The organism is Pseudomonas sp. UBA5706 (assembly GCF_002419965.1).
In the GTDB taxonomy this organism is placed as follows: Bacteria; Pseudomonadota; Gammaproteobacteria; order Pseudomonadales; family Pseudomonadaceae; genus Aquipseudomonas.
In genome coordinates this window covers 19501-34233 of sequence record NZ_DIHC01000048.1, presented here as the reverse complement: position 1 = coordinate 34233, position 14733 = coordinate 19501, and the positions used below count along the sequence as shown (strand labels likewise).

The following is a 14733-nucleotide window of genomic DNA, read 5'->3' as shown; positions in this document are numbered from 1 at the left end:
CGCTGAAATGGGACTTGCGTTACACCTCGAACTCGGACTGCAGCGCTGCGCGCACGCAATACAGCACGCCTTCGGGAACGCGACCGGTGAACATCTCGGCGATGGCGGCCACCGGCGGCAGTTCGCCTTCACCGTCGAGGAAGGCGTCTTGAATCTCGCTGAGCAGGTCTTCGGGCAAGTCCAGTGCCTGATCCAGCGACAGCTGCTGCTTGCCAATCGCCTCGGCCAGCATCGAGTAGACGTTCTTCTCCGAGCACTGCAACTGCCCGGCGATCTGCATCGGGGTCATGCCGGCGCGCGCCAGGCTGATCAATTCGTGCCGCAGGTCGGTGACCACGCGTGGCGCAGGCGCTGCACCACCGAGGACTTCCAGAAACGCCTCGCCATACCGCTCCAGCTTGCGCGCGCCGACGCCGCTGACCCGCCCCATTTCCGCCATCGTGCCGGGCTGGCTGCGCAGCATTTCCAGCAGGGTCGAATCCGGAAAAATGACGTACGGCGGCACGCCGTGTTCTTCCGCCAGTTTGCGCCGCAGTGTACGCAGGGCTTCCCACTGTTCGCGCTCTTCGCCACGCACCAACTGGCTGGCCGGGCTGCCGGAGGCTTTTGCCGTGGTCTGCGGCTTGAGGTCACGGCGTAACTCAAGGGTGACCTCGCCGCGCAACAAGGGTCGGCAGGTATCGCTTAGACGCAGGCCGCCATAGCCCTCAAGGTCGATATCCGCCAGACCGCGGGCTACCAATTGGCGAAACAAAGAACGCCAATCGCCTTCGCTGCGCCCCTTGCCGACACCGAAGACCGCCAGCTTCTGATGGCCGAAACTCTGTACCTTGTCGTTGTCCTTACCCAGCAAAACGTCCACCAGGTGCCCGACCCCATAACGCTGGCCAGTGCGGTAGATCGCCGACAGCGCCTGACGCGCGGGCTCGGTCGCGTCCCAGGTCTGAACGCCATCGACGCAGTTGTCGCAATGTCCGCAAGGGTTTGGCATGTGTTCGTCAAAATAGGCCAGCAGCGCCTGACGCCGACAGCGCGTCTCTTCACACAGCGCCAGCATGGCATCGAGCTTGTGGTGCTCGACGCGTTTGTGACGCTCGTCACCCTCGGAGTTCTGCAACATCTGCTTGAGCATCAGCACATCTTGCAGACCGTAGGCCATCCACGCATCGGCCGGTAGACCGTCGCGCCCTGCCCGACCGGTCTCCTGATAGTAGGCTTCCAGCGACTTGGGCAGGTCCATGTGGGCAACGAACCGCACGTTGGGTTTATCGATACCCATGCCGAACGCGATGGTCGCGACCATGATCAGGCCTTCTTCATTAAGGAAGCGGCGCTGGTTTTCGGAGCGGGTCTCGATGGGCAGACCGGCGTGGTACGGCAGAGCCGGGTAGCCGTTATCGCTGAGGAACGCGGCGGTTTCCTCAACCTTCTTGCGTGACAGGCAGTACACGATCCCCGCGTCGCTGCGACGCTCGGAGAGAAACGCCAGCAACTGCTTTCGCGGCTGTTCCTTTGGCACGATGCGGTAGAAGATATTTGGCCGGTCGAAGCTGGAGAGGAAACGCTCGGCGTTCTGCAGGTGCAGGCGGGTGACGATTTCTTCGCGGGTGCGCTTGTCGGCGGTCGCGGTCAGAGCGATACGCGGCACGTCCGGGAACAGCTCGGCAAGCTGCCCCAACTGCAGGTACTCAGGACGGAAATCATGGCCCCATTGTGAAACGCAGTGCGCTTCGTCGATGGCGAACAGGGCGATCTTTAGATTTTGCAGAAACGCCAACATGCGCGGCTGAACCAGGCGCTCCGGGGCCAGGTACAGCATTTTTACTTCGCCCAAACGAATCCGGTTGGCCAGGTCGCGTTGCTGGTCGGCACTGAGGGTCGAGTTCAGCGCAGCGGCAGAAACGCCGAGTTCTTCAAGGGTGGCGACCTGATCATCCATCAAGGCAATCAAGGGCGATACCACCACTGCCAATCCGTCGCGCAACAAGCCGGGCACCTGAAAACACAAGGATTTACCGCCGCCGGTGGGCATCAGCACCAAAGCATCACCACCGCTGGCCACGCGCTCGATAATGGCACCCTGGCGACCACGAAAGCTGTCGTATCCGAAGATGTCTTTAAGTACGCGTTGAGCCTGGTCGAGCATAAGTACCCCGAATGGTGCCGCTGCAGCGGATGAAGATTCGCTGTGGAAATCGCAAAGCGCGGCAGTATACCGGAGCGCTTCGCACGATTGGTCAGCGGCGACACCAGTGGTCGAAATTTAACGCAATGCCGATTCTGTAGGCCTCGCCGCTGGCGCGCAGAGTCCTCAGGGCCTAGAATTCAGCATCGTTTATTTCCAAGGTAGTCTGTCCATGTCCTTCGCTGAGCAATTACACCGCCTGCAAGCCTTCCTCGACGCCGATGAGCTGCATGACGAAGCGCTGGACTACGTAGCCGGCCACGGCTATCTGACCGCGCTGTCGATCTGTGCCGAAACGGTGCCCGACCGCGAATGGATCGACGCGCTGTTCGCCGAGCCGCCGCATTACGCTGATGAAGCCCAGCATCAGGAAATCGAATCCACGCTGATCAAGCTCAAGGAGCATATCGCTCGGCAATTGGCCTCGGATGAAGAATTCGAGCTGCCTTGCGATCTGGACCTGGGCGATGACCCGGATGATTCGGAACTGCGTGGCTGGTGCATCGGCTTCATGGAAGGTGTGTTCCTGCGTGAGTCGGCCTGGTTCGAGAACGACGAGGACGAAGTCAGCGAGATGCTGCTGCCGATCATGGTCGGTTCGGGCTTATTCGATGAGCAGCCCGAGTTCTCCGACATCGCGGCGGATGCGAACCTGATGGACGATATGATCGTGCAGATTCCGGAGGCGCTGACTGCGCTGTATCTGTTGTTGCATGCACCGGATGAAAAGCCGGCAATCCTCAAGCCCCGCCACCATTGAGTCGGCGCCTATGGCGCATGGCGGTCCGTTGATTCAACCTGCGCACGAGTCGTTCCCGGCTCGTGCGTTATCTCTTGCAAGGGTGCGGCTGGCTGAGTGTGGGGCTTGGCATGATCGGGATCGTTCTTCCGGTGCTGCCCACCACTCCGTTCCTGCTGTTGGCCGATACCTGTATCGCGCGTAGCTCTCCCCGTTTTTATCACTGGCTGGTCGATCACCCTCGGCTCGGCCCGTGGATTCGTGGGTATCTGAAGCGTTTGTATCGCCCGGACTTGCGTGCAAGAAGATCAAAAGCGCATCAGAACTGAACTTCAGCGCTGCAGCTGTGGGAGCTGCTGGAGCTGTGCGACAGTGGCGAACGCGGAGTTCAGGCGACTTATCTAGCATAGGTCCACCGCGTTCGCTGCCGTTGCGACTTAAACCGTATCCACTTTCAACGAATGATCCCCCAGCATCCCGTTGATGATCGACGCCGTATCAAGCCCGCCAGCCACCACACCTCCGGCCCCTGGCGAAACGCCGTAGTGCTGAGCGAGGTCGACCCCCGCCAGGTCAATGGTCTGCGTGGCCGCCCCGCCCGCCACACTGCTCACATCGATCGACGACACCAGCGATGCGCCATTGCCGCTCACACTGAAATGCAGGAAATTGTCCAGCGAATTCGCATCCCCCTGCTCGCCCTGCAACAACTGCGACAGATCCAGCTTATCCACGCCAAAATGGAAATCGGTGATCGTATCGTGCCCGGTATTGCCGGCCTGATAAAGGAAAGTGTCACTGCCTTCCCCACCGGTCAGCGTGTTGTTCCCCGGCCCGCCGATCAGAATGTCGTCACCGGCTCCTCCATTGAGAACGTCATTGCCCAAACCGCCGTTCAACACGTTATTGCCCTGATCGCCCGTCAGATGATCGTCGTAGTTCGAGCCGGTCAAATTCTGGATATTGACCAGCGTATCCACCCCTGCTCCACCGGTATGCTGAGCGCCGGTTTCAGCCGTGCTCACCGTCACTCCCGCGGTTGCCAGCGAGTAGTCGGCCGTGTTGTTGCCTGACCCGCCATCGAGCAGGTCGTTGCCCGGTCCGCTGAAGAGCGTGTCGTTGCCATTGTCGCCGTACAGCTCGTTGTCACCCGGCCCTGCGACCAACACGTCATTGCCATCGCCGCCGTGCAACTGGCTGTTGGCGGCGCCGATCAGCACGTCATCGCCTGGGGTGCCCAGCACGGTGTGGCCATCCTGATGGCTGATGTCCACTGGCGCCGTGCTGCTGCCTCCGTGGGCGTCGGTCACGGTATAGCTGCCGTGGACATCCGGGGTGGTATTGACCGCCGCCGTGTCGATGCTCAGGTGCAGGTCGTAGTTGCCTTGCAGATCCGGATCGGCCTGGTTGACCACGATCAACCGGTACACGCCGTCTTGCGCTGCGGTGAACGAGCCGCCTTCGGCGAGGCTGTGATAGGCGCCGTCTTCGAACTTCCAGCTCATGCCCAGCACATCGTTGGTCAGGTTGTGGTCGACCGTGACGGTTTCCCCCGCCTTGAGGTGCACGCTGTACAGATCCTGAGCGTTGGACGGTGAAGCATTGACCGCGCCGAGGTAGCCGCTGATCACCAGCAAGGCGGTGGTGGCGGTGTTGCTGTAGAAGTCGCTGCGGCTAAGGTTCTTTAACTGGTTGGCGTCGTCGTCCGAAACACCGCTGAAGTTAAGTGTTTTTAGCGCGCTGGCCTTGAAGTCCGCACCTTTGGTCGTCCAGCCGGTGGTGAAGGTTGTCGGCGAAACGCTCAAGGCACCGCCATTGCCCGCCACATCGTTAACCGCCAATGCTGCGCCCGGAATGACGATGCTCGAACCGCTGAGGTTGGTGATAACGTTGTCCGCCACCGCCACCGGTGCATCGTAGACAGGGGTTGGCGTCGAGGGCGCCGTGGCCTCCACATGGACGTTCAGATCGGCCGCCGCCAGGTCGCCATCGGCGTCGCTGAGCACGTAGTGAATATTCTCGGTTACCGATTGCGTCAGGCCCGCCGCAGGGGTGTAGCTGTAGTCGCCATTGCCCATGTTGACCACTAGCGTGCCGTGCTCGCCGGTCACGGTCAGCGTGTTGCTGCTGCCATCGAAGCTGCCATGATTGACGCCGCCGCTGGTGGTTACGCCACTGTGCTGGCTGCTGGCGTTCGGATCGAAGGTGTAAGTGGTACCGTCAACGGTGACGGATTTGATGAAGCCCTGATCCGCACCGAAGGTGCCACCTTCCAGCAGGCTGCCTTGCACCCCGCCCTGCACCGTGCCGCTGAGCACAGCATTCAACTGACCGAGGTCGGTGACGATCACCGCATTGGTGTCACTGCCCGTGGCGCCGTTGTGGGCGACCGGGTCCAGGTACGTGCTGGTGACTTCGGTGCCAACGCCGATGGCGTAGGCGTTGATGTGATGGCTATCGAGGAACGCAGTCCAGGTCGCCTCTTCGCTTGCGTCGATACCATCACCGCGTTCCGGGTGTGGCACGCGGTCGGGATCGGTGTGCTGCGGCGAGGTGGTCGGGTTGCCATCGGAGAAGAAGTAGGCCAGGTTCTGTCCGCCTGCGATCGCGCCCTTTTCAACGAACGCCTGCTGTGCAGCGGCCAGGGCGGCGTCGTAATTGGTGCCGTTGCCGGCATTGATAGCGTTGACCATGTTTTTGGCAGTGGCGACATCGACCCATTCATTGCTGCCAATGTTCGCCTGGCTGTTAAAGGTCACCAACTGCACACGTACGTCGCCCAAGGCGTCGTACTTATTCAATAGCTCGACGATGGCTTGTTTTTCCAGGTCCAGTCGAGACAGCCCGTTGACGCCCGACGCCTCGTTCATGCTCGCCGAGTTATCGACGATCAGCATCAGGTTGCTGTTGACCGGGTCGGTGGTCGCGGTTTTTTCGATGCTGGCCGCCTGTGGCTGATCGTCGACGATATTGACCACAATCTGCGCAGTCGACGACCTGCCCACCGAATCGGTGACGGTGTAGTTGAACGCCTCGTGGGTGATGTTCGGCCCATCGTTGGCGGTCGGCGTGGTTTTCGGTGCCGAGGTCAGGGTGTAGGTGTAGCTGCCATCGGCGTTGAGGTGCAGCACGCCGTATTGCCCCTGCACGGTGCCATTCTGTGCGCCTTCGAGGCTGAAGGTCAGCGCACCGCTGCCACCCTGTACCGAGTCGGCGAGACTGCCGGTGCCGGTTTCCGCAGTGGATGCGGGGTTGCTGCCGGTGACCTTGCCAGGCGCCAGATCCTGGCCATCCTTGTGGGTATCCAGGGCACTTTCCTGCACCGTGACGTCGTTGTCGTTGCAGGCCACGAGCGGACAGGGAGGCGCTACATTGACCGTTACTGTGGTGGTGCTGGTGTCGCCGTCGGCATCGCGGATGGTGTAAGTGAACACGTCCTGCTCGCCCTCAGCTCCGACCCGCGTCGAGTCGCTGTGGTAGGTCGCATTGCCCTGACTGTCGACGATCAGCGTGCCATACAGCCCGTTGATGACAGTGTTGAGACCACCGCTCGCCGGCGATGAAGTGTCACCGCCAGCACGCACGCCGACGATCAGCCCGTCAGGACCGGCGCCATCGGCACCGGCGTTGTCATTGAGCAACAGGTTGCCGCTGACATCCCCACCCGCCACGACGTTGCCGATATCGCAATGGGCATGTGGCGTGTCGTCGAGAATCTTGACCACCACGCTGCCATCGCTCGGGTTGCCGTTGTTGTCGACTGCATGCACGGGGATTGGATCGTTGAGCGAGGTGCCGTCGCCCTGGCCATGATCTTCTGCGTGATTGAGGGTGTAGGTGTAGGTCACCTCGCCCGTGGCAGGGTCGTAATGCAGGATGGTCAGCGTGCTGCCGGAGGGTAAGGTGGTCGATTGTGGCGATGGGCTCGGCTGGCCGTGATCGATCACGTTGATACCGCCGACGGTCAAGGTTTGCAGGCCGTCCGGCGCGGTGACCTTGAGAGTGCCGGTCTGGGTCAGCGCGTCGTGGTTCGGATGGGAGCCACCGGGCAGGTTGGCCTCATCGACCGTGCATTCGCCGCCACCGATGATGACCCCGTCGCTATGGAACACGTTGACGGTGATCGTGGTGGTGCTGGTGTCGCCATCGGCATCCTGGATGCTGTAGGTGAAGATATCCTTGACGTCGCCATGACCGCCCGAATTCGGGTTGGCCATGTAAGACGCGTGACCGCTCTGATCCACAGTCAAGGTGCCGTACACCCCCTGAATGACCGTGCCGACGCCGCCGCTGACCGGGCTCGTCGTGTCGCTGCCAGCCCGCACGCCAATGATCAAACCACCTGCACTCGGTCCATCGGCACCGGCCTGGTCATTGGCAAGGATATTGCCGCTGGTCTCGCCCCCTTCCAGCACATAGCCAATGTCCGCGGTCGCCTGAGGAACATCGTCGGTCACGTGGACATTGATGTTGCCGTCGGCGGTGTCGCCATCGCTGTCCACGGCATGCACGGCGATCTGTTCGTTATTGACGGTCCCGTCACCCTGATTATGGGTTTGCGCGCCATTGAGCGTGTAGCTGTAGCTCACCTCGCCCGTATCCGGGTTGTAGCCGATGACGGTGAACGTGTTGCCCGATGGCAGTGTGATCGACTGCGTCGAGGTCAACGGCACACCATGGTCAACCACATTGATGCCGCCGACGGTCAGGGTTTGCAGGCCGTCAGGTGCAGTGACCTTGATCGAACCGGTCTGGGTCAGCGCGGCGGGGTCAGGATGGCTGCCATCGGCAAGACTGGCTTCGCTGACCGTGCAATCGCTGCCACCGATGACCACGCCATCGTTGTGGAACACGTTAACGGTAACCGTGGTGGTGCTGGTGTCACCGTCGGCATCGCGAATGGTGTAGGTAAAGATATCCTGGGCGTCGCCATGCCCGCCGGAATTAGGGTTGGCCATGTAGGACGCCTGACCGCTGGCGTCCACGGTCAAGGTGCCGTACACGCCCTGTATCACCGTGCCAACGCCGCCGAAGACCGGGCTGGAGGTGTCGCTGCCCGCACGCACGCCGACGATTAGCCCGCCCGCGCCAGCACCATCGGCACCGGCCAGGTCGTTGCCCAGGATGTTGCCGCTGGTTTCGCCGCCCTCCTTCACATAGCCGATATCGGGGTTGGCCTGGGGTACATCGTCGAGCACATGCACGTTGATGCTGCCGTTGGCGGTGTCGCCGTTACCGTCCACCGCGTGCACCGCGATCTGCTCATCATTGACCGTGCCGTTGCCCTGGTTGTGGGTCTCGGGCCCGTTGAGGGTGTAGGCGTAGCTCGCCTCGCCCGTGAGCGGGTTGTAGCTGAGGATCGTCAGCGTATTGCCCGACGGCAAGGTAACCGACTGCGGCGAGTTGAGCGGCACGCCGTTGGTCACGACGTCGATGCCGCCAATGGTCAGGGTCTGTAGCCCGTCGGGGGCGCTGACCTTGATCACGCCGGTCTGGGTCAGGGCGCCCGCGTCCGGCGCACTGCCGTTGGCCAGATTGGCCTCGTTGAGCGTCACGTCGCTGGCGCCGAGAGTCACACCCTGGTTAGCCGGTGGCGTGGGCGGATCCGGCGGCGTCACCACCGGTGGCGTGACGACGGGCGGCGTCACGACCGGAGGTGTGACGACGGGCGGTGTCACGACCGGGGGTGTGACCTCAGGCGGCGTCGTATCAGGAGGACTGACTTCAGGAGGCGTCACTTCGGGAGGAGTGACTTCTGGAGGACTGACCACCGGCGGCGTAACGACTGGCGGTTGATCAGGCGGGGTTACCAGGACCGGAGGCAAGGCGTTATCGCCACCGCGGTCTGGATCGCCCATCACCCGGCCATCAGGTACTTCGAAAGTAGCGGTCAAGCCGGCCGTGGGGAAGCCGATGGTCGGCGTTACCGCGCCTGCGGTTTCGGTCAACAGCACGTAACTGTGACCGCCACCCAGTGCCGACGGGGCGCCACCAGGGTTGGCATTACCGGCGGCGGGCGCATCGGCGACCTGGCTCGGGTCGGCACCGGCGGCAATCACTTGCTGCAGCTGCTGCACCTCGGCCAACTGCCACTGGCTCGGTGCAGTGGCATCGGGGGTGTCAATGTGAGTCGCGTGGTTGGCGAGAATTTCCGGGGTCAGCGCCATGCTGCTGTCACGGCCCAGGGTCAATTCGCCGCCCTTGGCCAGATGAACCGCCACCGCACCCGTAGCACCGGTTTCCAACTGCTCGCCGGCATACACCTTGTCGCCTTCGATCACCAATCGCTTGGTGCCATTGCTCGCCACCGCAAAAACTTCGCCTGCCACCGCCCGCACAGTACCGATCAACCTGGCCATATCCACTCCCTTGTTGCATAAACCCGATCAGAAAATGTTACGAATCCAACAAAAAATGTTTGAAACGCTAACCAAGCGGCGCAAGGCCATCATCTAGCGACAATTTTATGTCGCTGAATCTTTTCAAGTTTTTCACTCGAAAAACCACTTGATCGCACTCCGTCAAATTTTCGCAGGAACCTGAATATCGACTTGATTACACCTGTAAAACCTTGAATACAGGGAATTCATGGACGCAACCATCGCTTGGTTAGGCAAAAACCCATAAGTTTTTTTTGGAATAAGACTTATGAAAAAATCGTCTGAGCATTTATGAAAGTTGTTCTTAGCTGTGATGTTACAAACCTGATACGGTTTTAACAGCAAAATTCGACGGTTTTTTGGCGTAAGCAGCACAACAATTATCCAGGGAGAGTTTTAATGCGCGATTTGACCCCGCTTTACAGTGCAGTTGTGTTGGCGGTGGCCTGCGCCCAAGCGCAAGCCATGTCGCTGAATCAAGCGGTTCAGAACACCATCGACAATCACCCGGAAATTCACTCCAACGTGAACAACCGATTGTCAGCAGACGAAGACGTAAAATTTGCCAAGGGAGGCTACCTCCCTACCGTGGACGTCATCGCCGCCTATGGCCGCGAGCACACCGACAGCCCCACCACCCGTTTTGTGGGCAACCACAACGAAGAAACCCTGAACTACACCCAGTCTGAATTGCGCCTGCGGCAGATGCTGTTCGATGGCTTCAATACCCAGAACGAGGTGGGCCGCACACAGGCGGTGGTCAACTCACGGGCGTATTACCTGCGCGGTACCTCCGAAGACCTGGCACTCAGGGCCATCGAGATTTACCTGGAAGTGCTCAAACGCCGGGAGCTTCTGGACCTTGCCAAGAACAACCTGCAGGCGCACTTGCGCATCAACGATCAGATCGGCTTGCGCACCAACCGTGGTATCGGCAGCAACGCCGACAGCGATCAATCCAAAGCCCGTCGTGCACTGGCGGAAAACAACTTTTACACCGCACAGGTGGATCTGGCCGATGCAGAGGCCAACTTCTTCAGTGCCGTGGGCCGGATGCCCGATGAACTGGAAGCGCCGCCCTCGATCAAGGGGGAAGTGCCGGCCAGCCTGACCGACGCCAAGCAAAGCATGCTCGCGAACAATCCCTACCTGAAATCGGCCCAGGCTGACGTCAACGCTGCCGAAAAGCAGTACGAGGTCGCCAAGTCGCCGTTTTATCCGCGCTTCGACGGCGAGCTGGCGGTGGGTGCAAACAACAATCTGCAAGGCGAGGAAGGCCACGACAACGAATGGCGGGCCGCCGTGGTGATGAATTACAACCTGTTCAACGGCAACCGTGATAAAGCCCGCCTGAACTCCGACTCCTACAAGACCGGTCAGGCCATGGACATTCGCAACAACGCGCTGCGCATGATCAACGAGAACCTGTCGCTGGCCTGGAACGCCATGAGCAACGCGCGCATTCAGACGCCCATCGCCCGTGAATACGCTGACACCACGACCAAAGTCCGTGCGGCCTATCAGGACCAATTCGGTCTGGGCCAACGCACCCTGCTCGACCTGCTGGACAGCGAAAACGAGCTGTACAACGCTGCGCGCCGCTACACCGAACTGCGTTACACCGAGGAGTACTCGATGTATCGGGTGTTGGCCACCGAAGGCGAGCTGCTGAACAAAGCGCGCGTGATATTGCCAGCCGCGGCAGTCGCCCTGACGGAAGTCAAAAGCGAAGCCCGACTGCCCGAGATGAAGTAGTGAAGTAGCGCGCGAGCGCTGGGAGAAGTCTGTGACCAGCATGGAATTGCCAATTTTAGAACCCGCACCGTTCGATCCGCGTTCGAGCTTCGATGACCCGCTGCTCGATGGCTTGCTCATCCTCTGCAGACTTCACGATTGCAGCGCCAGCCGCAGCAGCCTTAGTGCCGGCCTGCCCTTGGCGCAGCAGTCTCTGAGCGTTGAGCTTCTGCCGCGCGCCGCCGCCCGCGCAGGTCTGCAGGCGCGCATCCTGCGCCGCGACCTGAATGCGATCGACGGCCTGAACCTGCCGGTGCTGCTGCTGCTTAAGGGCAATCGCTGCGCGATCCTGCGGCGTTGGGAAGAGGACGGTCAGGCACTGATTCTGCCCAGCGAAGCCGACGGCGGAGAACAGCGCGTCAGCCGTGAGGAACTGGCGACGCTCTACACCGGTCAGGCGCTGTACGCTCGCCCTCGCCACGAACTGGAAAACCTGCGTACGCCCTTGGTGCCACGGGTCAACGCCTGGTTCCGCGACACCCTGAAATTGTCCCGAGGGTTGTACAGCGACGCGATTCTCGCCAGCCTGCTGATCAACCTGCTGGGCCTGATGGTGCCGTTGTTCGTCATGCAAACCTACGACCGCGTCGTGCCCAATCAGGCAACCTCGACGCTGTGGGTGCTGGCGATTGGGCTGCTGATCGGCACCGGTTTCGAACTGACCCTGCGCCTGGTACGGGCGCGTTTGCTGGATCAGGCCGGAAAGAAGACGGACGTGATTCTCTCGGCGACGCTGTTCGAGCGTATTACCGGCATGTCGATGAAGGCGCGGCCGGCCACGGTCGGCGGTTTTGCCCAGAGCATTCATGACTTCCAGGGCCTGCGCGAATTCCTCACTGCTGTCACCCTGACCAGCCTCATCGACCTGCCATTCGCCGTGCTGATGCTGGCGGTGATAGGGCTGCTGGGCGGCTGGCTGGTGGTGATTCCGCTGGTGGCGTTTCCGGTCACGATTCTGTTCGCCTGGGTCATTCAGATTCGCTTGCGTGACACGGTGGAGCGCAGCCTGGCGCTGGGCGCCGAACGCCAGGCGCTGCTTGTTGAAACCCTCGGCGGTCTGGAAACCCTCAAAGCGTGCGGCGCCGAAAGCGAGCGCCAGCACAAGTGGGAATCGACTCACGGCGCGCTCACCCGTCTGGACAGCCATGCCCGTGACCTGTCGGCACTGGCCAGCAATGGCACCCTGTTCATCCAGCAGTTCTCGGGCATGGCGACCATTATCGCCGGCGTTTACATCATCATCGCCGGCAACCTTACCGTCGGCGCGCTGGTGGCCAGCTATATGCTCGGCAGCCGGGTGCTTGCGCCACTGGGGCAGATCGCCGGGCTGATCACGCGCTATCAGCAGGCGCAGACCACGATGAAAAGCACCGACGCGCTGATGGCCTTGCCGCAGGAACGCGAACCGGGCAGCAATCCGCTGCAACACACCCAACTCAAAGGCGCGATCCAGGTGGTCAATGCCAGCTTCGCCTATGGCGGGCCGGGCACGGCAGCAGCACTGCATGACGTAAGCATCAGCGTCAGGCCCGGCGAGCGGGTCGGCATTATCGGCCGCAGCGGCTCGGGCAAAAGCACCCTGGCGCGGCTGATGATGGGCTTTTACACACCAGACCAAGGGCAGCTGTTACTGGACGGGCTGGACCTGCGGCAGATGGACGTCGCCGATCTGCGCCAGCAGGTGGGGTACGTGGCCCATGACCTGCCGTTACTGGCGGGCAGCCTGCGCGACAACCTGACCCTCGGCGCGCGCTACGTCACCGATGCACGGATGCTGGAGGTGGCCGAGCTGACTGGCGTGACCGAGCTGGCGCGCAATCACCCACTGGGCTTCGACCGGCCGGTGGGTGAGCGCGGCCAGTTGTTATCGGGCGGCCAGCGTCAGGCGGTGCTGATGGCACGTGCGCTGTTGCTCGACCCGCCGATCATGCTGCTCGACGAACCGACCAGCCACATGGATAACGCCAGCGAGGACGTGCTGCGGCACAAACTTTTTGAGCCGATGCAGGGCAAAACACTGCTGCTGGTCACCCATCGCATGTCGATGCTCAGCCTGGTGGATCGGCTGGTGGTATTGGACAACGGGAAGGTGGTCGCCGACGGTCCCAAGGAGCTCGTCGTCGAAGCACTGCGCAAGGGCCGTGTCGGCCCGACCACGGTTTAAGGAGCGTTACTCATGTCATCCGCTCACAGTTATTTTCACCCTGGTCGTCAGGTCGACAGCGAGTTCATGCCGGAAGTGGCAGGGGTCGCAGCGCAGGACTCGTCCCGAGCGTCCCGGCTCACCGTATGGATTGCCGCTGGTTTGATTCTCACCGCGCTGGTCTGGGCCAAATTTGCAGTGTTGCAGGAAGTCACCATGGGCGAAGGCAAGGCGATTCCGTCGAGCAAGGTTCAGGTGATCCAGAACCTGGAAGGCGGCATCGTTACCGAAATCTTTGTTCGCGAAGGGCAGATCGTGAATAAAGGCGACACCCTCCTGCGCCTGGACGACACGCGGTTTCTGTCGAACAAGGGCGAAAGCGAGGTGGACAGGTACACGCTGATGGCCCAGGTGGATCGTTTGTCCGCCGAATCCGAGGGGCGTGCCTTCAAACCCTCCGCCGAGGTGCTGAGCAAGGCGCCGCAAGTCGCGACCGACGAGCAGTCGCTGTACGACTCGCGTCAGCGCCGCCTGGCCAGCGAACAGCGCACGTTACAGGAGCAGTTGCGGCAGAAGACCCAGGAAGTCGCCGAGTTTCGCTCCAAGCAGGAGCAGTACCGCAATCAACTGGGCTTCATTCAGCAGGAACTGAGCATGTCCGCTCCCCTGGTCAACAGCGGCGCGGTGTCGCCGGTGGAAATCATCCGGCTCAAGGGCAAGGCGTCTGAAGCACGGGGCCAGATGGATGCAACCTCACTGGCAATTCCTCGCGCGGAAGCGGCAATCAATGAGATCAGGAGCAAGATCCAGGAATCGCTGGACAGCTTCCGTTCCGACGCCACGAAAGACCTCAACGACAAGCGCTCGGAGTTGGCCAAGGCCGGCGCCACCAGCATTGCCATCGACGATCGCGTGACCCGCACTACTGTAACCTCGCCGGTCAAGGGCATCGTCAAGACGCTCAAAGTCAACACCATCGGCGGCGTGGTTCAGCCCGGCAGCGACATGGTGGAGATCGTCCCGCTGGAGGACAACCTGCTGATCGAAGCAAAGGTTCGCCCGCAAGACGTGGCCTTTCTGCATCCGGGCCAGAAGGCAATGGTCAAGTTCAGCGCCTACGACTACACCATCTACGGCGGCCTGCCAGCGAAACTGGAACTGATCGGCGCCGACACCACCACCGATGACAAAGGCAACACCTTCTACCTGATCCAGGTCCGCACCGACAAAAACCACTTGGGCAGCGAAGACAAACCGCTGTTGATCATCCCCGGCATGGTCGCCACCGTGGACATTATCACCGGCGAAAAAAGCGTGATGGATTATCTATTGAAACCGGTGCTCAAAGCGCGGACAGAAGCGTTGCGGGAGCGGTGATAGCGACACTATGAAGCTCGATTCGCAGGTCATGACCACTAAGTCGTGGTACATGACCTTTGATGCTCTGCAGTCAATGGCTTTTGACTCTGATCGCAGGCCGTAGGAGCGAGCT

The 14733-nt window shown here is 61.2% G+C and carries 6 protein-coding genes and 1 pseudogene; 5 read left to right on the top strand and 2 right to left on the bottom strand.

Annotated features, from left to right (window positions below):
- Window positions 1-19: 19 nt before the first annotated feature.
- Window positions 20-2146, bottom strand: coding sequence for a DNA helicase RecQ (recQ, locus tag B3I26_RS24420; protein ID WP_296261508.1), 2127 nt, complete (start codon window positions 2144-2146; stop codon window positions 20-22).
- A 211-nt stretch (window positions 2147-2357) separates the two neighbouring features.
- On the opposite strand from recQ, the gene B3I26_RS24415 reads away from it, so the two are divergent.
- Together B3I26_RS24415 and B3I26_RS24410 are read left to right on the top strand one after the other, a co-directional pair.
- Entirely contained in the window at window positions 2358-2945 is a 588-nt protein-coding gene (locus B3I26_RS24415; protein WP_296261506.1) for a YecA family protein, read from the top strand.
- Window positions 2946-2983: 38 nt separating this feature from the next.
- A pseudogene (locus tag B3I26_RS24410) lies at window positions 2984-3196 on the top strand (YbaN family protein); the annotation flags it as partial.
- Between the two features lie 165 nt (window positions 3197-3361).
- Here the strand turns inward: B3I26_RS24410 and B3I26_RS24405 are convergent.
- The gene (locus B3I26_RS24405; protein WP_296261505.1) at window positions 3362-9283 is read right to left on the bottom strand and encodes a retention module-containing protein; all 5922 of its coding nucleotides are present in this window, start codon (window positions 9281-9283) and stop codon (window positions 3362-3364) included.
- Between the two features lie 420 nt (window positions 9284-9703).
- Here B3I26_RS24405 and B3I26_RS24400 point away from each other — a divergent pair, with 420 nt between their 5' ends.
- Genes B3I26_RS24400 through B3I26_RS24390 form a run of 3 tightly spaced genes read left to right on the top strand, consistent with a single transcriptional unit; the run spans window position 9704 to window position 14618 of the window.
- A complete protein-coding gene (locus tag B3I26_RS24400; protein WP_296261503.1) occupies window positions 9704-11059 on the top strand; it encodes a TolC family outer membrane protein in 1356 nt (451 codons plus the stop codon).
- A gap of 40 nt (window positions 11060-11099) precedes the next feature.
- Window positions 11100-13262, top strand: coding sequence for a type I secretion system permease/ATPase (locus B3I26_RS24395; RefSeq protein ID WP_296261501.1), 2163 nt, complete (start codon window positions 11100-11102; stop codon window positions 13260-13262).
- Between the two features lie 12 nt (window positions 13263-13274).
- Window positions 13275-14618 carry an HlyD family type I secretion periplasmic adaptor subunit gene (locus tag B3I26_RS24390; protein WP_296261500.1) on the top strand — a complete coding sequence of 448 codons (1344 nt, stop codon included), beginning with the start codon at window positions 13275-13277 and terminating at the stop codon, window positions 14616-14618.
- Window positions 14619-14733 lie beyond the last annotated feature (115 nt).